The following is a 25,932-nucleotide window of genomic DNA, read 5'->3' as shown; positions in this document are numbered from 1 at the left end:
AGAATATTGGTAGTAATACCAATAAGTCTTACCATAAATGTCCCGCACATTGGTTTTTCTCACTAAGGTGTTGGGATATTTTTTTGCGATAGTTTGATAGTCCTCATAGTCAGCATCCATCACATTATTAGTATAAGTCACAGAAGGTTGGGAACGAAGGTGCGTATAAAGTATTAAAGCCTCTCTATAATGTTTTGGCAGACTGGCATTGATTTCATAATACTTCGGCAACAACTTCACGAAATCATCCAGTCGCTTATCCAACAGATAGGCACACAACAAATAATCACCTATGACGGATTTACCCAAATGATGTCGTTCTAAGAACTCTAAATAAGGCACAACCTTCATGGATGACTTCATGGACTTCCCTAAATAATGCTGAATTTCATTGGTTGGTAACATCAGCATTTTGACACTCTCTCCGTTTGGCAGCAACGCTTCTGAACCGCCTTGCAATGGATATTCAAATAAATCTTCACCTAATCTTTTTACTTTAGAGAGCGCATAAGCACGAAGCATCACTAAACTTGAATCTGTGTACAGCGAATTTTCTCCTACCTTCAGCGCATCTTCGAACCGATGTTCATGTATGGCTACTTCCATTTTTGCACGATAATGGTAGAATTTGTCATGATTACTAAAGGTGCAGACCATACAAAACATCACCACCAAAGACAACAAGTTGATCCACATCGGACGAGACAAGACATTGTACGATGCTTGAGTTACCTTATATGAAACCTTTTGTTTTAAGTACCTTAATGCAAAGAAGCACAGAAGTAACAAAAGTGGAATTACCCACCACCAAGCCCCAAGAGCAGAATGATGATAGATTTTCTCTGTATCTATATCTGTTAAAGCCGTAAGGAGTAACAACGAGGGAAAAAAGGTAAGCGCATATCCTATCCTTGATAATCTAAAAAACCAAAAGATACTGATGTGTAAAAGATATAAGACAACTGTAATGAGAATCGCTCCAATTGTTTTATCATAATACGTCTGTCCGTCTGATAGCACGTGCTGTGTAACCGCCAACACATCACATTGATACGAAAACAGATAAATAAAAGTAAAACAACAGAACACCACACTGCACAAAATACAGGGCAGCAACGATTTTTTCTGATTTGGAATATGATAGGTAGCCAATGTCTTAATTTCTATAATGGTTTAATGCGATGCGCCAAATCGGTCTCTTAGTCTTTCCTCAATACCATTGCGCAACGTGCAGGTATATACAGTTTCAACCACTCCTTTTTCTCGCTTTGATACAAGGCATCAAAAACTGTGAGGTGTTCTACGCTATCATCATTCAGTCCATTGCCACCAAATGCTGGCGTATCCGTATTCAGCACAACCCGATAAGAGCCTGGAGGAGTAAGGAATCCGTAATCAACATAGGATTGAGTGGGTGAGAAATTGAAAACAAAAACAAGATCTCCACGCATAAAACACAAGATTTGGTCACCATCCTGATGCCATATTTCCTTTATTTCCTTCTGTTGATAATTCTTTTCTGATTTCAATAACTGAATCATCGCTTTGTCAAAGTCGCCTAAATAGTGGTATCCTAATTCTAAATTATCTGCCAAATTCCATTGTCGCTTCGCATATTGATAGCTCCACCCATTGCCTTCACGTGGAAAATCTATCCACTCGGGGTGTCCAAACTCATTCCCCATAAAGTTAAGATAACCACCATTTATCGTGGAAGCGGTCATCAATCGAATCATTTTATGAAGAGCTATCCCTCGATGAACTATTGCATTTTCGTCACCTTTCTTGAAATGCCAGTACATATCAGCATCTATCAGGCGGAAAATAATTGTCTTGTCTCCCACCAATGCTTGGTCGTGACTTTCACAATAGGAAATTGTTTTCTCGTCTGCTCTACGATTTGTCACTTCCCAGAAAATAGAACTGGGTTTCCAATCTTCGTCTTTCAGCTCTTTGATTGTCTTGATCCAAAAGTCGGGAATATTCATTGCCATGCGGTAGTCAAATCCATAACCACCACTCGAAACAGGAGCTGCTAAACCTGGCATACCACTTACCTCTTCAGCAATAGTAATGGCATGGGGGCGAACTTGATGTATCAAAAGATTCGCAAGTGTAAGATAGCAAATGGCATTGCCGTCTTGATGTCCGTTAAAATAATCTCCGTAGTTAGTAAAAGCTTCCCCAAGCCCATGGCTATAGTAAATCATAGAGGTGACACCATCAAACCGAAATCCATCAAAATGGAACTCTTCCAACCAGTATTTACAATTTGATAATAAGAAATGGATGACTTCATCCCTGCCATAGTCAAAGCATAAGCTGTCCCATGCTGGATGTTCACGCCGACTGCCTGAAAGGAAATACTGGTTTGGGTCACCTGCCAAATTTCCCAAACCCTCCAATTCATTTTTAACGGCATGACTATGCACAATATCCATAATCACAGCAATGCCGTGCTGATGGGCTGTGTCAATAAGGTCTTTGAGCTCTTCTGGCGTTCCAAATCTTGAAGATGGAGCAAAAAAAGAACTGACGTGATAACCAAAAGAGCCGTAATAAGGATGCTCCTGTATCGCCATAATCTGTATGCAGTTATATCCATCCGCCACAATACGAGGCAATACGTTCTCCTTAAATTCTGTGTACGTCCCCACTTTTTCTGCATTTTGTGCCATTCCTATGTGGCACTCATAGATGAACAGTGGTCCGCTGACAGCTTTATATCCTTTGTCTTTCCATTGATAGTCCGTCTCTGGACTCCATACTTGTGCCGAGAAAATAGAGGTCTTTGAATCCTGTACTACCCGAGTTGCCCACGCTGGAATGCGCTCTCCCTTTCCTCCATTCCAATAAACGTGCATTTTATAAAGTTGACCATGCTGTATGGCATCCAACGGTAATTGGAGTTCCCAGTTCCCAGTACCTTCTATACGATGCGCTTGATAAGTACTCAACTCTTGCCAGTCATTAAAATCGCCCACCAAATAAAGTGCTGTAGCATTGGGAGCCCACTCTCTGAAAACCCAACCATCATGTGTGCGATGCAATCCAAAATAGAGATAACCAGACGCAAAGTCGCTCAGTGTACTTTTTCCTTGTCGCGTGAGCCTTTTTTCGGTAGCCAATGCAAACTCATATCTTCCCCTGATTGCCGTTTCATAAGGCTCTAAGTAGGGGTCGTTTTTGATTAACTCCAATGGCTTCATCTGATATCCATGTAACGCAGATTGCTCCAAAACTCTCTTTTTTTGATTCGTTTCTTTTTTCATCGTTAATCAAATTCTTATTTTAAGGTAATACGACAATTCATTTAATCAATTTACATAGCGACGTCCATGCTCATAGCGTCCCTGCGTAATAACTTTTCCATTGCGGTCTTTTTCTACAAACTTTCCATCTCTTCGGTCGTCAACGTAAGAGCCTTCAAATCGTTTGCCGTCTTTGTTCTCTTCAATTGCAGGGCCATTACGTTTCCCGTTTTTGTACATCCCTTTGTATTTACTACCGTCGGCATAGTGGATAATCACTTCTCCATCCACCTTTCCTTTCTTAAAGTTACCTTCAAAGACATCGCCATTTTTCTTCGTCAGTTTTCCTTTACCATTTTGCTGGTCGTTCTTCCAGTAGCCTGTATATCTATCACCGTTTTTCCATGTCATTGTTCCCAAGCCATCTCGTTCTCCCGACTTAAATGTCCCCGTGTATTTATCGCCATTGGCAAGTCTGAAGATTCCCTCTCCCGTTCTTTCTCCTTGCACATATTGCCCTTCATACAAGTCGCCTTTTTGAAATTTATAGATGCCTTTTCCGTCCTGAATGTCTCCTTTCCAGTCGCCCGAATACACATCACCATCTGCATACTTGTAGACGCCTTTGCCTTCTCGAACGTTGTTCATCCATTGACCATCGTACGAAGAACCGTCCCCCCAATAAAAGACTCCTTTACCATTTTTCTCATCGTTCTGCCACTGTCCTTTATAATAAGCGCCAGTGGAAAAGACATAAGTTCCCTTTCCCTGTCTTTTATCCTGATACCACGAGCCTTCATACTTGTCACCATTATAATAGTACATGATGCCATGTCCCTGTTGATAATCTCGAAACCATAGCCCTACATATTTATTATTGTTGGCAAAATAATAAGTACCTTGACCATGTTGTTGGTTTTGAAACCACTGTCCTTCATACTTCTCACCATCTGCAAAAGTGTATATGCCATAACCTTGGCGTTTTCCTTTCACAAATTCCCCTTCATACGTATTTCCATTTTGATACTTTACGCTACCTTTTCCCTGAGGTTTACCCGCAGACATTTCTCCTTTATATTGTCCCGTAATTCGGTTTGAGCCCTGTCCTTCTGAGATTGTACAAGAGCCTAAAGTTAATTTTTGAGCAAAAACTTGAAATGGTAATATGAATAAAATAAGAGATAATAGTCCTTTTTTCACTTTCAAATATAATTTAGTAAGATTTTCAAAAGTACTTATTTTTGTCGAAACTGCAAAGACTATTAGTAAAATTTAGTAACTTTGTACTTTCAAAACTAAGACATCATGAAATTCATTGGCATCATTCCAGCACGATATTCGTCTACTCGTTTTCCCGGTAAACCACTGGCTTTGCTCAACCACAAACCCGTCATCCAACATGTGTACGAACAAGTTTCCGCCGTGTTGCATGAAACCTACGTTGCCACAGACGACCAGCGTATTTACGACACCGTCTTATCATTTGACGGAAAAGCGGTTATGACCAGTAAAAATCACCAAAGCGGAACCGACAGAATACAAGAGGCGGTAGAGATATTACAACCTACCTGTGATGTCATCCTAAATATACAGGGTGACGAGCCCTTTATACAAAAAGAACAAATCGCTTCACTATGTCAATGTTTTGACGATTCTAATACACAGATAGCAACGTTGGGTAAACCGTTTGAAAATCAAAAAGCCGTTGAAAACCCCAACTCTCCGAAGATTGTGCTTAACAATCAGGGATATGCCATGTATTTTTCACGTTCGGTCATTCCTTTTATTCGCAATAAAAACAACGAACAGTGGTTCGTGCAATTTCCATTTCTAAAACACTTGGGCGTTTACGCTTATCGCAAAGAGGTGTTGAAGCAAATCACTCAACTTCCACAATCATCTTTAGAATTGGCAGAAAGTTTAGAACAATTACGTTGGTTGCAGAATGGTTATCGCATCAAGGTGGCAATCACGAATATAGACACCATTGGCATCGACACACCTGAAGACCTGCAAAGAGCAGAGCGTTTCCTTGCTAACAAACAAGACTGAAGTTAGCCAACCTTCACATTAGATCTCTATATTGCCAAGAGATGTGAGAAAGTGGATAGATTGTTCATTCTTCAGTTATCTGTTCATGAACAATCATTTTTCGCTCTCCTTCATGCAACTTCCTTTTAGCCAGTTCATTTAACGTCGTCGCTGTTGTCGATTCGGCGGATGACACGCTGGCGATGAGGCTTCACCACCAATGGCACATTTTCGATCAATACGTTACTTGTATCAAGCCCCAACGCATGTGTCATGCTTAGTTTTATGTGCGAAATGAGCGAATATAATCCCATGATAATGCGCTCTTTCTGAGAGAAGTGATTGAGAGCTGCATAAATTCGATTAATGATGACAAAGGTAAAATTGGCAGGAATGTGATGCTTTCTGAGCGATGGATAGCTGCTGTCGATTGTAAACTCTTTGCGAGCCACTAACTCCTCAATAATTTGCCGAAAATAAAGATTCACCAAGGGTTGTATGCGAAATCCTAAATTCAAATTGATGCGATAGAGCGTATCAGGGATAAGCGTGGTAAACTCATATTCAAGCGTTGAAGGCTCATCCTGATAATTGATGTGCAATAATATATAGTGGTCGGCTCGAACGGGATGCTTGTGGATGATAGAATATAGAATTTTTTGCTCTATTTCGTAGGTTCCAGAAAGCTTGCTAAGATAGACTATGTTTGTATTAGACTTAGCAATAGTGGTATCTTTCTTAATATCAGAAATAACGTCATACCAATCTCTTACATCACGTACGTTGACCTGCTGCCCCCGAATAAGGCGCGCATTGTACCATACATACATCACAGAGAACATGACACCAGCCATGAGCATCGTTACCCATCCGCCATGAACAAACTTGAACATGTTGGCAATAAAGAAAATCCCTTCAATTCCTACAAAAAAGATGACAAAGGGCAGAATCAACAAAGGTGACACCCTACGCATATGCAAATAGGCAAAAAGCAGGAAGGTGGTCATGAGCATCGTTATAGTAATGGCTAAGCCGTAGGCAGCCTCCATGTTTCCTGAGTTTTGGAAAAACAGAATGACGAGAACGCAAAGCACATAGAGAGCCATATTTACAAAAGGTACATACAGTTGACCTTTAACGTCGGTAGTATATTTTATCTTCTGTCTGGGCCAAAACTTCAAATTCATTGCCTCACTGAAAATAGTGAACGAACCACTAATAAGAGCTTGACTGGCAATGACGGCTGCAATTGTCGCCATGATAATGCCAAAAAAGAGAATACTGTGGGGCATGATTGCGAAGAAAGGGTTGATACCAGGAACAAGACTGTCTGCATGACTGATAATCCACGCACCTTGTCCTAAGTAGTTGAGGATGAGCATCAATTTAACAAACGCCCAACTCACACGTATGTTTTGTGCGCCACAATGACCAAGGTCGGAATAAAGAGCCTCAGCACCCGTAGTACACAGGAAAACAGCGCCAAGAATGAGGAACCACTTGGGGTCGTGTGTTAAAAGCTCTAACGCATAATATGGATTGAATGCCTTGAGTATGGGCAGGAAATCAGCGATGTGACCAAGGCCTAACACCCCCATCATGGCAAACCATACGAACATGAGGGGTCCAAAAAACCGACCAATAGCATTTGTACCAAACTGTTGTATGGCAAACAACACCGTAATGATGCAAAGACAAATGGGTACAGTAGGCGTACTGGGTTCGTAAACCTTCAATCCCTCAATGGCAGACAGCACCGTAATCGATGGTGTAATAATGCCATCAGCAACCAACGTACTCGCCCCAATGATAGCCAACAGGTAAAGCCATTTTGGACTATGTCGCTTGATAAGCGCATACAGAGCCAAGATACCTCCTTCGCCTTTGTTATCGGCACGAAGCGCAATAAGCACATATTTAACCGTAGTTTGCAGCGTCAACGTCCAAATAACACAAGATACAGCACCTATGATATATTGGGCATTGATAACACTACCAGCCGTAACAATTGCCTTCATGACATACAGTGGCGAAGTACCAATGTCGCCAAAAACAATACCTAACGTTACGACAACACCTATGAAACTCAAACCACTATGCGTCACACGCTTGTCATCAGGAGAAAGTACCATATAGAATACAAGTTAGTTCTACTTCAAAATTTGGCTGCAAATATACTAAAAAAACAGAACCAACAATTTTTTGTCATTTTAATTTTCACGATTTTCACACCTATTACGAAAAGATAGATAGACTGCTGCGCATACAATTGAGCAGGTTCGAAATCAGGGGAGATTCAACCCTTTGTATGAACCCTGTTAAAACGTATGGTTAAGCGCCTTGTCACGATGGGACAACAAAGCCCGCACTCTGTCGATCACGGCTCTTTCTCTGAGTGATATTTGTACGACGAAAAACGTCTCAAAAACAGCATTAGAACAATTGATATCACGCTGCATGGAAGGAAAATAAATACTGAATTTTCTTTACAAAGTGCCTCTCATAACTCGCGTGTAGACAACCAACATCAAAGTTGGTCGCAAATACGCGAGTTATGGAAAAGTTTTATAACCTCTTGTTATTAAACTTGTTACGTATAACTCTGCTCTTTTTCTTCCTGTTTTCATCCTTTTTTGGCGATTGAAACATTGAGATAAGCCTACAATTTGCATGCTTTAATGCTGTTATAGTATGTGAATAACACCGCTAATGTATGTTTCCAAGCCCGTTAAATCAATGCTCCAGCCTGAAAAGACATCTATTTTGTTAAAATCAGCCCATTTTTGCATATCGTTTACCTATTGATTTTTTCTATTTTGAAGATTTTAGATGGTCGTTTTTTGGTAAAATTACAGGACAAAAGCAACTGAATGTCACCATCCAAAAAGACAAGATGAAAAGACACGACTCCTCACATTGAAAGATAATGCTTATTGAAACAAAAGAAAAAAGATTGTTTTTCAAAGCGAACAACGTTTCGTAAACGGAAGAGCCATACAAGCAAAAGGAAATAAGCAGACGATGTTTTGCGATTTTCAAAAAATTACTATACCTTTGCAAATGCTAAAGAAGATAGAGTTGATTGAACCACAAGAATCAACTTACGGGATGTAGCGCAGTTGGTAGCGCACTACGTTCGGGACGTAGGGGTCGGGCGTTCGAGTCGCCTCATCCCGACCAACAACTCAAAAAGCACTTCATACTTTTCGTACGAAGTGCTTTTTTATTGTGAATCATTCGATTTCGTTTTTAGGACAAGCCCTGAATTTCACCATTGACAACAGAAATGTTTTCGGCTGATGGAACCTTGGGTAAACCTGGCATGCGCATAATGTTTCCTGCAATCGCCACTATCATCTCTGCCCCCTTGTTAATAACGAAGTCACGAATAGTAATGTCAAAATTGGTTGGCATTCCATAGGCTTTCGCATCTTCAGAGAAAGAGTATTGTGTTTTTGCAATACATACAGGGAAGTGAGCGCACCCCAATTCCTCAATACGACTCAACATCTTCTTGGCAGCAGGCTTGAGAATAACGTCACGTGCTCCATAAAGTTGCAAAGCAATCTTGCGTACTTTATCTTCTACCGAGTCGCTATCATCATACAACATCTTCAGCGGTGTCGAAGGCTTTTGCGCAATTGTGTCCACAACCAAACGTGCCAATGCTTCTGCTCCTTTTCCTCCGTCAACGAAGGCGGTATTGATAGCACAACCCACGCCTAACTTTTGGCAATGCTCTTGAATCAACTGTAATTCCTCATCAGTATCCGTTGGGAATCGATTGATGCAGACAACCACTGTCTGACCAAAGGATTGAAGGTTGTGAATGTGTTTGTCCATGTTGGCAAAGCCTTGCTTAATTCCTTCAATATGCGGTTCCTTGATAGACGATATATCAATGCCACCGTGCATTTTCAACGCTTGTGCGGTAGCTACTAACACCGTCAGTTTAGGAGAAATACCTGCCTTACGACATTTGATATCAAAGAATTTCTCTGCTCCTAAATCAGCACCGAATCCTCCCTCTGTAATAGCATACTCTCCAAAGGTCATCGCCATCTTAGTTGCCATGACACTGTTACAACCGTGTGCGATATTGGCGAAAGGTCCACCATGGATAAAGGCAGGTGTGTTCTCTATGGTCTGAACTAAGTTTGGATGAATAGCATCATGCAAAATAGCGGTAATGGCACCTGCTACACCGAGGTCTTTCACTGTAAAAGGCTTTCCTTCAATGGTAAAGCCCAAAAGGATATTCTCAATTCGTCTCAACAAATCATCTTCATCCTGAGCCAAACAAAGGATTGCCATAATTTCAGAGGCAGGCGTAATATCAAAGCCTGACTCAGAAACAATGCCGTCGGTACGTCCACCCAATCCTGTGATAATGTTACGCAAGTTGCGATCGTTCACATCCAGAACTCGTCTCCAAAGCACTTCCTTTAAGGCGAAGCCCTCGTCACGATGTTGGTAACAATAGTTATCCAACAAGGCTGAAATCATATTATTAGCCGAAGTAATGGCATGAAAGTCGCCTGTGAAGTGAAGATTTATCTTCTCCATTGGCAGCACCTGTGCATAACCTCCACCTGCAGCTCCACCTTTCATTCCAAAACAAGGACCTAAAGAGGGTTCGCGCAAAGCAACAATGGCTTTCTTTCCAATCCTGTTCATTCCCAATGCCAGCCCGACACTGACCGTTGTTTTACCATTTCCTGTTTTAGTAGGTGTAATAGAAGTCACCAAAATAAGATTGGATTTTTTTACCTTCTCATCATCAATCAGGGTGTAAGGCACTTTTGCCATATACTTTCCATAAGGTTCTAAATCATCCTCTGGAATATTAATTTGACGTGCGATGTCACCAATAAGGTTTAATTTTGCTTCATGAGCAATTTCTGAGTCTGTTTTCATTTTAATTGATTAGCTTAAGTTTGACATATTAGATGCTCCAAATTTACTTGAAAAAACTTCAAGGTGCAACCTTTTTACCTATTATTTGCCTTTCATACCGTTAAAAAAAGTATGAAAGTACTGATGAGGACAAGATTTGAGACAGGCGTCATTGGTGCTACTCATCGAGACACTGATCAAGTTCTCTTATCATTTCTTCCTTGTCAAGATTTTGCCCAATGAACACTAACTTCTGCATGCGGTCACCATATTGTTCGTCCCAATCACGCTGAAGTCCAGGGTTCTGCGCCATGTACTTTTGCAGTTGTTCAGCTGGCATGGTAGCATACCACTGCCCAGCATCGCGAATTTGAACCTGTTTACCTGCCTGTTCAAAAACATAACATTTATCTTTTTCATCGTGAAAATAACAAATTCCCTTGCAACGAATAATGTTCTTAGGCCAACGACGAGCGACAAAATCATCGAACAATCCGAGATTAAACGGGGGACGTCGATAATAGACAAACGTTTCTATATGATATTCGAGTGCCTCTCCACTCTCTTCATTCTCAATTCCCTCATGTTCATCGTGGTGGTGGTGATGATGGTGATGATGCTCCTGCGCCGTATGAGAAGGCTCAGTGTCACCGTGATTTTCTATCTCTGCTATCCAACTGGCAGAGGTAGCCACCTTTTCAAAATCGAACATATCTGTATGAAGGATTAAATCTAAATCGATATCACCATAGTTACAGGTCAAGATTTGTGCCTTGGGTTGGATAGCACGGATAATCTTCTTCACCTTTTCCAACTCCGCTGCGCTCACTTCTGCCGCTTTGTTCAGCACGATAAAGTTACAAAATTCAATTTGTTCGATGACTAACCGCTCTAAATCATCGTCATCAATGTTTTGCTTCAGCAAGTCGTCTCCAACATTAAACTCATCGCGCAACCGCAAGGCATCAACCACAGTGACTATAGCATCCAGTTTCGCAATGCCGTTTTTAGCCAAATGAGGATACAGTTCGGGATATGCACAGATAGTTTGAGCTATCGGAGCTGGCTCACAAATGCCACTTGCCTCAATAACAATATAATCGAACTTATTCATCCGAACAATGTCATTCAGTTGTTCTATCAGGTCTACCTTCAGTGTGCAACAGATACAACCATTTTGAAGAGCCACCAAACTATCGTCTTTCTGACCCACGACGCCACCCTGTTCAATCAGGTCGGCATCGATATTGACTTCTCCAATATCGTTGACAATAACAGCGAACTTGATACCTTTCTTATTTGATAAAATGCGATTCACCAAAGTGGTCTTGCCACTTCCCAAATATCCTGTAAGCAATAAAACAGGAATTTCTTGTATTTTCATTTCTTCTTATATTTTACATTGTTCATGCAAATGTAGACAAAATTCTTGAATTCTCACCTTATTGGAATTAAAAACGGAAATAAAACTTGCCAAAAACTTAACGCCTAAAAACGCAAACAAATAGAACCAACGAGAGTACCAAAGGGCATCAAAAACGATAAAAACGGTTATTCCGAGAAAGAAACATAAGGCGAAAGTCGTGCTATCACGTCAGGTGTGAAATCTGGAAGCATGCTTAAATCCTCCCATCGATGTATGGGACCCTTCAAACGTCGATAATCTACTATGGCTCGAGCTCTGTAATAACCCATATAAGGATGTCGCTTGAGCTGATGTATGGATAACCGATTGATAAACAGACGTTGGATATGTTCTGTGTCGTGCGTTGAAATACGGAAATAAGGTAAAGATTCTTCTGGGAAATCTTCTATTTCTAACAGTTGTTGTGTCGAATAAAACCCTCCCAATCGGGTACGGTAACGAATGATTTGACGTGCGTAATAGCTCCCAATGCCAGGCACCTTTTTTAATAAATTGGTATCTGCCGTGTTCACCGAGATATGTTCTGAAGATTTTATTTTGACAGGAAAACGGAGCGTATCACGCCCATAGCCCACAGTTTTGTTCACCGATGCAACTGCTTCCGCAGCAGGTTGATAATCTGAACCAATATGGATATAAGGCTCAAGTGTTCGATATTGCTTCTGTGTTAATCCATAAAGACGTGCAAAATCGCTGCGTTGGCGATATACGCCTCCTGCTGCTCTATACTTATATATATTCCGAACTTGCCACGGCTGGAGTCCTAAGCGCAACAAGGCTGTGCTGTCTGCTGTATTAGGATCGAAAGGGAAAAGTTCTATTTGTCGACCTTCTACACGGTAATACACAGCAGGTTGCTGTCCATAGCGGTCAACATGAGCATCCCGATAAGCAAATATCGTATCATGAATGGGAGTATTGGCGTCAATATTCTTTGGGTCACTGAAGACATAGAACAGTATTGTCGCTCCAATACCTAAGAGCAACAGAAATAAAAGTGCCTTGCGATCTGACTTGTTAAAATAAAAAAAATCCTTGAAAGACATCACTATTCAAGATGATTGTTAAGATATGGGCGGACTTCCATAGCAGAGATAGCACCTCATCAGCACGAACAAATAACATTCACTCCACAATTGTTTCTTATCATGAACAAAATACTGTAACTTTGCACCGTACATTGTCGATAGCAAATGAAACAACAGGTCTCACATTTTTTGCGAACATATCCCGTGACTTTGACTTTGGTCATTGGCATTTGGATTGTATGTCTCATTCCAATTCCAGAGACACCACTGAGCGATGTTGCCTTAATGGATAAGTGGACACACATTGCATTATACTTTGTGCTCACGTCTTGCATTTACTGGGAGGACCTCAAGAGTCGACGACCGCTCACCTCTAAACGACTTTTCATCATCGCTTTTCTGACTCCTCTATTGATGGGAGGCCTCATTGAGATTGTTCAAGCAACATGCACCCATGGCAATCGAAGTGGAGATTGGTACGACTTCCTTGCCAACAGCATTGGTGTCATCTTAGCGCAACTTATTGGTATTCTTCTGGTAAGGTATTTTTCCAGTCGGAATAAGGATGATTGAGCATGTATTTGTTGTAAAACCGTGCATCTCCAGTCACCTCCATTCCAATAAAATCGGGCTTCACATAAGGCTCTTGTTCATGAGCCAATTCCACTTCTGCCAACACCAAACCTTCATTGTCTCCGTAGAATTCATCCACTTCAAAGGTGTGTGCTCCGCTTTTAACCAAGTATCTACGCTTATCTATCACACCCCCTTGACATAATTTGAAGAGTTGTGAAGCCTCCTCCATGGCTATTTCTGTCTCAAATTCATAGCGAGACAAGCCCCCATTGGTAGCCTTTCCTTTAATGGTTAAGTAAGCTTTATCGTCACGAGTTCTGATTCTGACGGTCGCCCCAATGCACGGAAGGTAGCCTTGTTGGATGTGACTGCTTGAGAAAGCAAACTGCTTATAGGCGTCACCTTTCTTTACCAAGAACTTCCGTTCTATTTCTAATCCGCTCATTATTAAACATTCAGCGCAACAATCATCCATATAATGGCACAAACAAGCAATGCGATAGAGAGCCATTTGATGACATTCTTTGCCTGCTTCTCTTGTCTTGCTTCACGCTTTGTTCTGTTGAATTTGTTTTTTCCACTCATCTTTGTATGATTTAAAAGGTTAGTTAATCTTCACTTTCCACAATGGGGAACTCCATTAAATAGGCTTTTATAAAATCATCTATCTTCCCATCCATCACTCCGTCAACATCAGTTGTTTGGAAATTGGTACGATGATCTTTCACTCTTCGATCGTCAAAAACATAACTTCGGATTTGACTTCCCCATTCTATTTTCTTCTTTCCTGCTTCTATTTTTGCTTGTGCTTCAAGCCGTTTCTTCATGGCACGATCGTACAGTTGGCTCTTCAGCAGCTGCATCGCCTTGGCTCGGTTCTTCGGTTGGTCGCGCGTTTCGGTATTCTCTATCAGAATTTCTTCCTCTTCTCCAGTGTCTGGGTCATGATATTGATAGCGAAGACGCACCCCAGATTCTACCTTATTGACATTTTGTCCACCTGCTCCACTCGATCTAAACGTATCCCAGGAAACACATGCGGGGTCTACAAAGACCTCTATGGTGTCGTCTACCAATGGAGAAACAAAGACACTGGCAAAGCTTGTCATTCGCTTTCCTTGCGCATTAAACGGTGAAACGCGCACCAAACGATGCACTCCATTCTCACTTTTCAAGAACCCATAGGCGTATTCGTTTCCCTCTATCTTCATGGTGACACTCTTAATACCTGCTTCTTCACCATCTTGGATGTCACTCACCGTACACTTATAGTCATGTGCTTCAGCCCATCGCATATACATACGCATGAGCATTTGCGCCCAATCTTGGCTTTCTGTACCGCCAGCGCCCGAATTTATCTTCATGACACAGTCCATAGGGTCTTCTTTCTGGCGCAACATATTCTTGAGTTCCAAATCCTCTATGGCGGCTATGGCTTTGACATAATCATGGTCCAACTCTTCTTCGGTGACCATTTCATCACGATAGAATTCAAACGCCAACTGTAACTCATCAGCCATCTGACGAACTTGCTCATAACCTTTCAGCCATTTCTCAATGCCTTTCACTTTTATCATTTGCTCTTGAGCGCGCTGTGGGTCTTCCCAAAAGTCAGGGGCTTGCGTTCGCAGTTGTTCTTCTTCGAACTCTATCTTCTTTTGGTCAATATTCAAATAATGATGTAACGCCTGTGTGCGCTCTATCACATCCTTGAGTTGGTCACTTGTTATCATTCTTCATACATCTTATTAATGATGTCCTTGTAATTCTTATTGATAGCAGGACGTTTAATTTTCAGCGTATTGGTTAATTCGCCTCGCTCCATGGTGAAATGATGAGGAACGAGTGTAATACGCTTCACTTGTTCGTAATGCGCCAACGATTGTTGTAACGTCAAAATACGGTCAAGCATCATCTTTACGATTCGAGCATCTCCACAAATTTCCTCTCGGCTATTAAACGCAATTCCATGATCGTGCGCATACTCTTCCAATAAGCGGAACTCTGGCACGATTAATGCTGAAACAAACTTGCGCTGGTCGGCAATGATGACCGCCTGATCGATGTATTTGTCTACCAGCATCATGGCTTCTATCATTTGCGGAGCGACATATTTACCATTGCTGGTTTTGAAAAGGTCTTTGATTCTTTCGGTCAGATATAATTCTCCGTCCTTCAAATAACCTGCATCACCTGTATGAAAGAAGCCATCTTCATCAAATGCTACTTCATTGATATGCTCTCGTTGATAGTATCCGCTTGTAATTGTAGGGCCCTTTAATAAAATTTCGCTGTTCTCTCCTATCTTGATTTCTATTCCTTCAATGGGTCGTCCCACCGAACCAATCGTATAAGGTTTGTCCACATGATCGCAAGATACTGTTGCCAAACTCTCCGTCAGTCCGTACCCTACCTGCATACAGATGCCAATAGAGTGGGTAAACATCTCGACTTCGGGAGAGACATAGGCTCCTGCCGTCGGAAAGATGTGCGCCTTTTCCAAACCAATTTGCTTACGCACCAATGCCATAACCGTCTTATTATACATCTCATATTCTATGGACAATGCCCTCGGAGGACGTTTGCCATGACTCAAATAGTCGATATTGTATTTCTTTCCTACAGCTAACGCACGGTTAAAGAGCTTTTTCTGGAGTGGATTAGAATTGTCTATCTTTTCTTTCACAGCGATATACATCTTTTCCCAAAAGCGAGGAACAGCACACATACACGTGGGATGCATCTCACGCATCGATTCTTGAATCTCTTTGGGATAGGTGTTAATAATGATATGGGCGCCCACCGTGAGACATAAATATAGCCACCCGCGCTCGAAAATATGCGTAATGGGAAGAAAATCCATCACACGGTCGGTCTCTCGAATAGGGACACATTGATAGTTGGCTATCATCGCTGCATGATATTGTCCATAGGTCAATACCACTCCTTTGCTATCACCTGTTGTCCCACTGGTGTACAGAATATTACAAATATCCTCATCATTCGCCGCTGCCCAGCGTTCTTCTACCTCTGTTTGGTGCGGATGATCCTCGCCCAACGCAATAAAATCTTCGAAATAGAGCGCAAAAGAATCTTGTTCTCCAATTTGTACACTACGGTCGAAGATAATCACTCGCTCTAAAGAAGGACATAAGGCAAAGATTCTGCGAGCTTTTTCAAATTGTTCTTGTTCGCCAACAAAGAGGATTCGTACCTGTGCATCATGAATCATGTACTTTATCTGTTGCTCACTACAGGTGGCATAGAAGGGAATAGTGATGGCTCGTACGCCATAAGCACCAAAATCTGCATACAGATATTGTACGCAATTTTGTGCAAACACACCAATGCTCTCCTGTGGCTTCACACCCAAATGTATCAGCGCATTTGATACTTGCATCACACGCAAGGAGAAGTGTTTCCAGGAGACTGTCTTCCATGATTTACTCCCAAAGTTACGGAAAGTCAAGGCGCCCCGTGCTCCGTATTTTTTTGCTTGTTCGTGTATCAGAACAGATAGATGACATCTTGTTTGCATAAAAGTCTGTATTTTTTTATCCTATGACAAAGGTACGATAAATTGCGAAACCTCCCAAGTATTGCTTCTCTTATTTTCCTTGCCGAGAGAGTTTCATCAAGAGATAACCAAGACATCCACCCACGATAGAGGCAGCAAAAATACCTATCTTGGCTTGCGTCAGCAATAAGTCGGTACGAAAAGCTAAGGTAGACACAAACATGGACATCGTAAAACCAATAGATGCCAAAAAGCCCAATCCAAATAAATGCCTCATCGACATGTCATGAGGGCGTTTGGCAATGTTCAGCTTATCCAACAACCACGTAATGCCCACCACTCCGAGAGGTTTCCCCAACAGTAAGCCGAGGGCTATACCGATAGCAACATTGGTAGCAAATATCGCCGACCAGTCGATGCCCACCAAACTGATGCCAGCATTGGAAATGGCAAAGATGGGAAGGACAAGGAACGTGACGAATGGATTCAAATGGTGCTCTATCAACTGCAAAGGCGGAATGGCTATCTTGGCATCTTCCCTAATGGTGGCTAATATCTTCACCTGTTCGTTTTCCAACGTGCGATGCTCATTGGTGTTGGCGGTCATAAAGCGTAGCCCCAATTTACGCATCCTATAAAGATAGGTGCTCTCGTCTATCGTAGAGTCGGCGGGGATAGTTAAGGCGGCTAACACCGCAGCAATAGTGGCATGAATTCCCGACAAGAGGAAAGCAATCCAAACACCTACGATGCCCAAAAATGCGTAGAAGAAAACATTTTTGACTCCCAATTTATTCCCAATAAACATCAATAATAGGAAGCCCAAACCCAATGCTAAATTGGCAACGGAGATTTCGGAGGTGTAGAAAAGGGCTATCACTATCACCGCTCCTAAGTCATCCACAATAGCCAAGGTGGTTAAAAACACTTTAATGGAGGTGGGTACATGCTTTCCTAAAAGGAACAACACGCCTAAGGCAAAGGCGATATCCGTCGCCATAGGAACTCCCCAACCAGCATATTCGGGGGTACCCGCATTGAAGAAAAGATATACCAAAGCTGGGACCGCCATTCCACCAATAGCAGCCCCAATAGGCAGAATAATGTTGCGAGGATTGGAAAGCTCGCCTGAAATAAGCTCACGTTTAAGCTCCAAACCTACATGGAAAAAGAAAATAGACATCAAACCATCGTTAATCCAATGGTGAAGACTAAAATACAGATAGGGTTCTCCATTCCATATAAAACCTAACTTTTGCTGGAAAAAGTCATAATAGCGATCGCTGAGTGCAGAGTTTGCCAACAAGATGGCGAGTAGCACTGCCACAGCGAGCACTATTCCTCCCGACTTTTCTTGTGCCATAAAGCGTTTGACACCCTTCACTACCTTATCATAAATATTCCTACTTCCTTGTTTGTCGGACATTAATATGTTGATTTTAAGTTGATCAATAATGTTCAAAAAGATATAATCTCTAAAGAATTCGATACAAAAATAACAAAAAATCAACTAAATACAAGTAATCTTGTTATTTATTCATGTAAGCATGCCACGACTCGCTCATTGAAGAAAGGTAGTTGATTGTGAAAACAATCTTTTCTCTTTTGTCTCAACAACAAATGCGAGCGAAGCAAAATGCATGATTTTTGTTCACAGTTTTCCTTATACTCTTTCATTAATCGTCACAAAAATTACCTTTCCATTTTGCTCAAGCCAGTAGTTGTTTTTGTCCTATCATTTTACCAAAAAAAGGTCATTGAAAATCTTCAAAATAGAAAAATTTAATAGGCAAACGATGGGCAAAAATGCACTGATTTTAACAAAATAAACGTCTTTTTAAGTTAGAACATTGATTTATCGGTCTTGGAAACATGTATTAGAGGCATTATTCACATGCTTCCACAACATTAAAGCATGCAAATAGTAAGCTTATCTCAATGCTTCAGTCGCCAAAAAATGGTAAAAACAGGCAAGAAAAACGACATCATAAACGTAACGTACTCAATCACAACAAATTACAAACCTTTCTCATTTTTCGCGTATTTGCGACCAACTTTGCCCTTGGTGGTTTACACGCGAGTTATGAGAGGCGCTTTGTAAAGAAAATTCAGCATTTATTTTCATTTCATGCAGCGTACCACCCATCTTACAAATAGTGTTTTCCTGATGTTTTTCTCAATAGAAAAATCATTCTCAAATGAAAAAGTTGCGATTATTCCATACCATTAACGTTTTTCCATCTGTGGACTGGAACTATATCTAATAGAGGTGTGTTAGAGATGAATAAACGATTGATTTTCTTACTTTTTTGGAAACCTCAACAAACATGCTTATCCAACAGAAAGTAAAAGCCCATCAAATCGAATGGATTTGATGGGCTTTTACAAAGAATATTGTTCCCACATGAACGAGGGATTACACTTCCTTAATGTGTGATGATTATTGGGCGAGTAACTTCTTTACTACCTCAGAGATAGCACGACCATCCGCTTTACCAGCCAACTTTTTCGTGGCTATCCCCATTACCTGCCCCATCTCTTTCATACTTGATGCGCCCACTTGCTCAATAATTTCTTTGACTGCTGAGGCAATTTCTTCCATAGACAACTGCTGTGGCAAATAACGCTCAATCACTTGAACCTGCTGCAACTCTACATCTGCCAAGTCTTGTCGACCCGCATCAATATAGGTTTGTGCGGCTTCTTTACCTTGCTTCGCCAATTTCTGTATAATCTTGAGTGCCGCATCATCGTTAAGTGTATCGTTGGCTCCGGGTGCTGTCTTGGCTTCGAGAAAAACTTTCTTGATATTTCTAAGTGTGTCGAGAGCCACTTTATCTCGCGCTTTCATCGCGGTTTTGATGTCTTCGCTAATCTGTTCAAATAGTGCCATATCATTTATTTTTAGAGGTATTACTTCATATCACATTTTGATTGCTGCCAAACTGCAAGTCTCTTTATCCAAAACTGATGACTCCTTGAATAGGATCATTGTTCTCCTTATGTTCAGATTCTTCAGTTTCTCCAGCCGCTTGTTTGCGGATATCGTCCAACATTTGACGTGTTCGTTTATAGGTGGGATAACTCTCCACAGCCAAGATGACATCCTCATTGTCCAAATCTTCGTTACTAAAGAGATAGATGTGCGGATGACGTTTGTACTTGGAGTTCTTGCCGTCCTTATAATATTGGTCTTTTCTGATGAGCAATTGTGCTTTTCGCTCTTCTTCTTCAGCAATGCGCATGGCTTCTTCTTGCGAGTGGCGTTTGCCAATATGGCTGTTCATGCCTTCCACATCATTGATACCGAAGCCTGTTGCCAAGATAGTTACCTTGACTTTCTTGCCGAGATCGGGATCGATGGCGAGTCCCCATTTGATTTCAAAGTCGCTATCAAAACGCCCCATAAAATCGTTCACATCATTCATCTCCTCCATCATCAGACCGCTGTTGTCATTCTTTTCGTTGCAGAAGTTAATGCTCAGCAAGATTTTCTTAGAGTTAAAGATGTCGTTATCATTGAGTAGCGGTGAGTTAAGTGCATCTTCAATCGCAGCCTTCACACGTCCCTCGCCTTCGCCAAAGCCCGTACTCATAATGGCTACTCCACCATCTTTCAGCACTGTTTTCACATCGTTAAAGTCCAAATTAATGAGCCCATGGTTGGTGATGATTTCTGCTATACTCTTGGCTGCAATGCTTAACGTGTCGTCAGCCTTGCCAAAAGCGTCTAAAACGGTCAAGTCTGGATAAATTTCTCGCAAGCGTTCGTTATTGATAACTAATAGCGCATCGACATGCTTTGCCATTTCTTCCACACCGTCCAAGGCTTGGTTAATCTTCTTGTCACCCTCAAAACGGAAGGGGATAGTAACGATACCGACAGTTAAGATGCCCAGTTCTTTAGAGATACGCGCAATGACGGGTGCTGCACCTGTACCCGTTCCACCACCCATTCCAGCGGTGATGAATGTCATGCGAGTGCCGTCATTGAGCATGTTCTTGATGTCTTCAAGGCTTTCCTCGGCTGCTAATCTTGCCTTTTCGGGTTTGTTACCTGCCCCTAATCCTTCTTTTCCTAATTGTAGATGATAAGGTACAGGACTATCATTGAGGGCTTGATTATCGGTGTTACAAAGAACAAAAGTGACGTCATGGATTCCTTCACGGTACATGTGATTAACGGCATTACCTCCGCCACCACCAACACCAATCACCTTGATGATGCTATTTGCTTTGTCTGGTTCTCCGAAATCGAGAACATCAGGAGTATTTTTTCTATCTGGCATAATTCTAAATCTTAAAAGTTAATATCTGGGATTCATCTTTCCCACGTTTTATTCTTCTTCTTCCGTTATTTTACGAGCAAAATTTTTAATGCCTTTCCAAAGCTTGTTCATTGGAGAGTTTTCTCGTTTTTCTTCCGCAATGCGTCGCTCCTCCTCTTCTTTCGCCAGTCTTTCTGCTTCTTCTTGAGCCTCTTTCTGCTTGCGAAGTCGTTCTTTTTCTTCTTCTGTTTGCACAATACCAGTCCCTGATGTCTCTGTAAAAGATCTGGGTTCTTTGGTTTGAGTGGGAGTGGTAGCAGTGTGTTTGGCATCATTTGCTTGGAACAAATCGGTGTTGATTTCTTCTCCAGCACAGTTGATATCCCCCTTAGCCAACAAACCAAGAATGGTATTCAGCGTTGCGTCGTGGGCTGTAATCTCTGGTAAATTTGAATTGATTTTTAGATTAACGAACTTAGCAATACGTATTTTCTCTGTTGGCGCCTGATCCGTGAAAGCCTTTTCGATATTTGGCATGTTGGCACCACCACCCGTCAGGATAATTCCGCCTATCAGCTTATCGGCATATTCGTTAGGAACTTGATAAAAAACGTTTTCGATAATTTCTTGTAGTCTCGACTCAACAATTTCAATAAACTTACGACTTTCAACTTTTCTGTCACTGTCGATTGGATATTTCTTGTTCTCGTCAATATCCTTATTATCCGTATATGCCGATGCATATTTTAGCTTCATATCTTCTGCTTGGCTCTCTTCCATGAGCAAAGAGGTGATGTCTTTTGTGATATTTTCTCCTCCAAGTGGAATGACTGCCAAATGACGCAGAATATTTTTGTAATAGACAAGAACAGTAGTCGTATCTGCTCCAAGGTCTACCAAGATGCAGCCCGATCGTTTCTCCGTTTCTGTGAGCACAGCATCAGCAAGAGCTAAGGGAGCAAGGTACAGCTCGGCAATCTCCATACCAGCTTTGTTAATACACTGATTGAGATTCTTATAGAATGTTTTCCGCCACAGAATGTTGAGGAAGTTTCCTTCTAAACGCAAACAAGGAATGCCCACAGGGTCGAGTTGATATAAAGAGTCGACTTTATATTCCTGAGTGACGGCGTCCAAAATCTCTTGATCCGCATAGCTCATACTACGATTGGCGTCCATCAATTCGTTAATCATGTCCTGACTAACGATGGTTTCTGCAGGCAGTGTTTTCACAATAATATTCTTGACACTGCGTATGCTTTGACCGCCAACACCAACATATACACGGGCTATGTTGGTTTTGAGACTGGTCTCTAACTTCTTAACAATGTTAGTCAAGCACAATACCGTCTTGTCAATGTTGAAGACTACACCCTTGCGTATGCACGAGGTGGAATCCTCTTTGACAACAGCAAGAATTGAAATGCTGCCATCAGGATTCTTTTTTCCTGCAATACCGGTAATCTTAGAAGATCCCAGTTCTATAGCTACGATAAATTCCTTTGTCATACGTTTATATCTTTATCAATTCAAATTCGTTATAATTTCTTTTTTCAAGCGCCGTTAGCCGAACATCTTATGGTTGAGCCTCCCTCTTTTTACAAATAATCTGGTTATCAAATTCCAAGTTGATATACGAGTACTTGTTCCAACCTGCTTGGGCGAGCCCATATTTGTAGAACTTTTCTAAGCGTGTTAACTTCTGCTTTGTAAAGTCTTGTATCAAAGCCAATCGTTTTTGCTGATTACTGCTTGTCGGCAAGTATCCGAGATAAACGATATGGTCTCCTACTCTTGGAACCAACTCGACACCCCGATCTGGCAAGATGTTGATTTGGACAATTTGGTTCTTCCAAAACTCGTCCTGCATGATTGTTTTGCTCAAGGCAGAAACATAATGGGTGGCAAACCATCGATTAATATATCCTGTGGCGATGATTAAGTCGCTTGTGTAGTTAGAGTTTGGCATGATAGCATCTTGATCATCTAAATAATAGTCATCATTATTTATCGATTTGATGCGTACCACTGGCATTCGCTGTGTGATAGAAATATTGACGTGTCCATTCTGGGTCTTGAAACACTCTGCATTCTTGACAAAAGGACTGGTTTTAAGCATGTCCTCTATCTTGCGAGCATCCACATATTTCATAGGTTTTTCCAGCGGATAAAGACGATGCTTTTCAAGTCGGTCTTGTATCTTTGCCGCATTGATAAAACCATTTGCCGTTTCATCCGCAATATTGATAGTCACCTTGGTACACACATTTGCCGTTTCATCGGGTTTGTTAAACGCGGTGAATGCAAATACTAAGTATATTCCCAAGATAACATCAAGTACGATTGTCAATATCTTTTTCCAACGTCTCACTTATTTTCAATGATCTTAGTCATTTGTGGTACATAATTGTCGAGGTCGCCTGCGCCCAAGACAACAAGTACATCAAAATCGCGTTTTTTAACCAAATCAATCACATCTTCCTTATGTATCATGCTCTTCTCTTTGCAGGTGAGCTCATTGTAAATAAGCGCTGAGGTAACTCCTGGTATCGGGGCTTCTCGTGCAGGATAGATGTCGCATAAGATAACCTCGTCAAGTTGGCTCAGTGCTTCTGCAAATTCTTTATAGAAATCTCGCGTCCTTGAATAAAGATGTGGCTGAAATATCGCTGTGACATGCCGATCGTGATACAGCTCACGCAGGCTTTTTGCACTTTGATAAATTTCCTTTGGATGGTGTGCATAATCTGAAAGGAAAACATGTCGCTCATTGTTTACCTTGAAATCAAAGCGTCTGTCCACACCCTTATAGGTTGACATGCCATATCGCAACTCCTCTGCAGTGCAACCGTTGAGTTGCGCCATTGCCATTGCAGCGACAGCATTCTCCACATTAATGGGAATAGGATGTCCCAATTCTACTTGGGTAACGTTCTCTATCGGCGAGATAAAGTCAAAGGTGATGGTTCCATTTTCTATCTTGATGTTTTCAGCATGGAAATCACCTCCATTGAGACTGTACCGAAACACCCTCACCTCATCGTTTACATCCTCTTGCATTTCCAACCCTTCATGAATAATCAAGGCGCCTCCAGGCTTTATCAAGGTAGTGTAATGCCTAAAACTTTCTAAATATGCCTCTTTGGTTCCATAAATGTCTAAGTGGTCAGGATCTGTCGATGTGATGACACTCATCCAAGGGCGAAGCCAATGAAAGCTACGATCAAACTCGTCGGCTTCAATGACGATGTAATCACTTGTATCGGAAAGGATGTAATTGCTGCCGTAGTTCTTGGAGATTCCTCCAAGGAAAGCATTACAATCCACATGACTTTGGTGCATGATGTGTGCGCACATCGTACTGGTTGTTGTCTTGCCATGCGTACCTGCAAAACAAAGTCCTCGATGGGTTCTTGTCAACGAACCCAAGACTTGAGCTCGCTTTAAGACCTCAAAGCCGTTCGACCTGAAGTACTGCAACTCTACATGAGATTCAGGAATGGCAGGGGTATATACAACCATACAAACTTGCGAATTGCGACATGCGTGCGGAATCTCATCGATATTTTCATCATAGTGCAGGAGCATCCCCTCTTGTTCGAGTCGATGTGTCAGTGCAGAAGGCGTCTTATCATACCCCGCAACTACCAATCCTTTATGTAGAAAATAGCGTGCGATGGCACTCATTCCTATGCCACCAGCTCCCAAGAAATATACCGATTTGATTTCTTTTATATCCATTTTTTTTATTTCCTATAATCTCTTATACGTTCAATGTTGTTGACGAGCAGCCAATTTGAGAACCTCTTGCGCAATGATTTCAGCAGAATTTGGTAATGCGAGTTTCAAAATATTTTCGCTTAGGGATGCTAACTTTGCATCGTCCTGCACTATTTTCATCGCCTGTTCGAGCAAAATGTCTTTGGATTCTACATCCTTTACGTAAATAGCCGCATTTTTATTGACCAGTGCCATTGCGTTTTGCGTTTGATGATCCTCCGCTACATTGGGGCTTGGAACCAGGATAACAGGTTTTCCAATTAGACAAAATTCGCTAATCGAGCTTGCTCCTGCACGACTAATCACCAAATCGGAAGCCTGATAAGCCACCCCCATATCACTGATAAAGTCGGTGACATAGAGGTTGGGCAATGGCGCTTGCGTCTTCAATGCGTTGCAAATATCCTTATAGTAGTATTTTCCTGTTTGCCAAATAAATTGAACGTCACCCGTTCGTATCATATCCAAGTGACTTTGGATGCTTTCATTCAATGTTCTGGCTCCCAAACTTCCACCTACTAAAAGTATCGTTTTCCGCTTCGGATCTAATCCAAAGGTCTCCCTGGCAGCTTCTTTTGATAATGTTGTCTGCAACACGTTTTGCCTTACGGGGTTTCCTGTCATGATAATTTTGTCTGCGGGAAAGAAGCGTTCCATACCTTCGTACGCCACACAAATCTTGTCTGCTTTCTTACCTAACAGTTTATTGGTGACCCCTGCATACGAGTTTTGCTCTTGTATGAGACAGGGAATATGAAGCTTGGAACACACGTTGAGCGTGGGTCCACTGGCATATCCGCCAACACCAACTGCCACCATTGGCTTGAAATCCTTAATAATGGCTTTTGCCAATCGTTGACTTTTCCATATCTTGACCAACACGGAGAGGTTCTTAAGCAGATGATGCCGATCGAATCCTGCGATAGGCAGTCCTTTGATTTCATATCCTGCTTTTGGCACGCGCTCCATTTCCATTCGACCTTGAGCACCGACAAAAAGAATCTTTGCATCGGGTCTTTCCTTCTTAATGGCATTGGCTATAGAGATAGCGGGAAATATATGTCCTCCCGTTCCACCTCCACTGATGATGATTCTCAAATCACTGTTCATCTTTTATATTTATATGAATAGGCAAAAGTAATCAAAATTTCTTTGATTT

20 protein-coding genes and 1 tRNA gene are annotated in these 25,932 nt (G+C 41.6%); 3 read left to right on the top strand and 18 right to left on the bottom strand.

The features are described 5' to 3' along the window. The 3 genes from BN35_RS06695 to BN35_RS06685 all read right to left on the bottom strand — a co-directional run. The coding region (locus tag BN35_RS06695) for a DUF6057 family protein (RefSeq protein WP_257009481.1) at positions 1-1,152 on the bottom strand (1,152 nt) is incomplete at its 3' end. 47 nt (positions 1,153-1,199) lie between these two features. Then, positions 1,200-3,272 carry an alpha amylase C-terminal domain-containing protein gene (locus BN35_RS06690; protein WP_025071889.1) on the bottom strand — a complete coding sequence of 691 codons (2,073 nt, stop codon included), beginning with the start codon at positions 3,270-3,272 and terminating at the stop codon, positions 1,200-1,202. Positions 3,273-3,317: 45 nt separating this feature from the next. After that, a complete protein-coding gene (locus BN35_RS06685; protein ID WP_234396658.1) occupies positions 3,318-4,451 on the bottom strand; it encodes an MORN repeat-containing protein in 1,134 nt (377 codons plus the stop codon). Positions 4,452-4,556: 105 nt separating this feature from the next. Between BN35_RS06685 and kdsB the strand changes: the two genes are divergently transcribed. After that, the gene (gene kdsB / locus BN35_RS06680) at positions 4,557-5,303 is read left to right on the top strand and encodes a 3-deoxy-manno-octulosonate cytidylyltransferase (protein ID WP_025071887.1); all 747 of its coding nucleotides are present in this window, start codon (positions 4,557-4,559) and stop codon (positions 5,301-5,303) included. 134 nt (positions 5,304-5,437) lie between these two features. Here the strand turns inward: kdsB and BN35_RS06675 are convergent, their stop codons facing one another. After that, on the bottom strand, positions 5,438-7,414 hold the full coding sequence (locus BN35_RS06675; protein WP_025071886.1) for a KUP/HAK/KT family potassium transporter: 1,977 nt from the start codon (positions 7,412-7,414) through the stop codon (positions 5,438-5,440). Positions 7,415-8,386: 972 nt separating this feature from the next. On the opposite strand from BN35_RS06675, the gene BN35_RS06670 reads away from it, so the two are divergent. Continuing rightward, a tRNA-Pro gene (locus tag BN35_RS06670) sits at positions 8,387-8,462 on the top strand. Between the two features lie 69 nt (positions 8,463-8,531). Here the strand turns inward: BN35_RS06670 and BN35_RS06665 are convergent. The 3 genes from BN35_RS06665 to BN35_RS06655 form a co-directional block, all read right to left on the bottom strand. After that, positions 8,532-10,199 carry a formate--tetrahydrofolate ligase gene (locus BN35_RS06665; RefSeq protein WP_028900912.1) on the bottom strand — a complete coding sequence of 556 codons (1,668 nt, stop codon included), beginning with the start codon at positions 10,197-10,199 and terminating at the stop codon, positions 8,532-8,534. Positions 10,200-10,356: 157 nt separating this feature from the next. Beyond that, complete coding sequence (locus BN35_RS06660) at positions 10,357-11,562, bottom strand: CobW family GTP-binding protein (RefSeq protein WP_028900913.1); 1,206 nt, start codon at positions 11,560-11,562, stop codon at positions 10,357-10,359. A gap of 167 nt (positions 11,563-11,729) precedes the next feature. Further along, positions 11,730-12,650 (bottom strand): helix-hairpin-helix domain-containing protein, encoded by a 921-nt coding sequence (locus BN35_RS06655; protein ID WP_025071885.1) that lies wholly within the window; start codon positions 12,648-12,650, stop codon positions 11,730-11,732. Positions 12,651-12,797: 147 nt separating this feature from the next. Here BN35_RS06655 and BN35_RS06650 point away from each other — a divergent pair, with 147 nt between their 5' ends. After that, positions 12,798-13,205 carry a VanZ family protein gene (locus tag BN35_RS06650; protein WP_025071884.1) on the top strand — a complete coding sequence of 136 codons (408 nt, stop codon included), beginning with the start codon at positions 12,798-12,800 and terminating at the stop codon, positions 13,203-13,205. Here the strand turns inward: BN35_RS06650 and BN35_RS06645 are convergent. The 11 genes from BN35_RS06645 to murG form a co-directional block, all read right to left on the bottom strand. Further along, complete coding sequence (locus BN35_RS06645) at positions 13,153-13,653, bottom strand: CYTH domain-containing protein (protein WP_025071883.1); 501 nt, start codon at positions 13,651-13,653, stop codon at positions 13,153-13,155. The genes BN35_RS06650 and BN35_RS06645 overlap by 53 nt on opposite strands. A 2-nt stretch (positions 13,654-13,655) precedes the next feature. Beyond that, positions 13,656-13,793 carry a hypothetical protein gene (locus tag BN35_RS13815; protein WP_169337608.1) on the bottom strand — a complete coding sequence of 46 codons (138 nt, stop codon included), beginning with the start codon at positions 13,791-13,793 and terminating at the stop codon, positions 13,656-13,658. Between the two features lie 23 nt (positions 13,794-13,816). Then, complete coding sequence (gene prfB, locus BN35_RS06640) at positions 13,817-14,941, bottom strand: peptide chain release factor 2 (RefSeq protein WP_028900914.1); 1,125 nt, start codon at positions 14,939-14,941, stop codon at positions 13,817-13,819. After that, a complete protein-coding gene (locus BN35_RS06635) occupies positions 14,938-16,746 on the bottom strand; it encodes an AMP-dependent synthetase/ligase (RefSeq protein WP_025071882.1) in 1,809 nt (602 codons plus the stop codon). Before BN35_RS06635 ends, prfB begins: the two co-directional genes overlap by 4 nt. Before the next feature lie 70 nt (positions 16,747-16,816). Then, the gene (gene nhaA / locus BN35_RS06630) at positions 16,817-18,151 is read right to left on the bottom strand and encodes a Na+/H+ antiporter NhaA (RefSeq protein ID WP_028900915.1); all 1,335 of its coding nucleotides are present in this window, start codon (positions 18,149-18,151) and stop codon (positions 16,817-16,819) included. A gap of 1,014 nt (positions 18,152-19,165) precedes the next feature. Next, positions 19,166-19,618, bottom strand: a complete 453-nt coding sequence (locus BN35_RS06625; RefSeq protein WP_025071881.1) for a GatB/YqeY domain-containing protein — start codon at positions 19,616-19,618, stop codon at positions 19,166-19,168. Between the two features lie 64 nt (positions 19,619-19,682). Further along, complete coding sequence (gene ftsZ, locus BN35_RS06620) at positions 19,683-21,014, bottom strand: cell division protein FtsZ (RefSeq protein WP_028900916.1); 1,332 nt, start codon at positions 21,012-21,014, stop codon at positions 19,683-19,685. A 48-nt stretch (positions 21,015-21,062) separates the two neighbouring features. Continuing rightward, positions 21,063-22,502: a cell division protein FtsA gene (ftsA, locus tag BN35_RS06615; protein WP_025071880.1), complete on the bottom strand. Its 1,440-nt coding sequence runs from the start codon at positions 22,500-22,502 to the stop codon at positions 21,063-21,065. Between the two features lie 67 nt (positions 22,503-22,569). Next, positions 22,570-23,364, bottom strand: coding sequence for a cell division protein FtsQ/DivIB (locus BN35_RS06610; RefSeq protein WP_028900917.1), 795 nt, complete (start codon positions 23,362-23,364; stop codon positions 22,570-22,572). Further along, positions 23,361-24,734, bottom strand: coding sequence for a UDP-N-acetylmuramate--L-alanine ligase (gene murC, locus BN35_RS06605; protein WP_025071879.1), 1,374 nt, complete (start codon positions 24,732-24,734; stop codon positions 23,361-23,363). Before murC ends, BN35_RS06610 begins: the two co-directional genes overlap by 4 nt. A gap of 30 nt (positions 24,735-24,764) precedes the next feature. After that, on the bottom strand, positions 24,765-25,883 hold the full coding sequence (gene murG, locus BN35_RS06600) for an undecaprenyldiphospho-muramoylpentapeptide beta-N-acetylglucosaminyltransferase (protein WP_025071878.1): 1,119 nt from the start codon (positions 25,881-25,883) through the stop codon (positions 24,765-24,767). Positions 25,884-25,932 lie beyond the last annotated feature (49 nt).

Source organism: Hoylesella timonensis 4401737 = DSM 22865 = JCM 15640, from assembly GCF_000455445.1.
GTDB classification, from domain to species: domain Bacteria; phylum Bacteroidota; class Bacteroidia; order Bacteroidales; family Bacteroidaceae; genus Prevotella; species Prevotella timonensis.
This window is presented reverse-complemented; position numbering and strand designations above follow the sequence as displayed.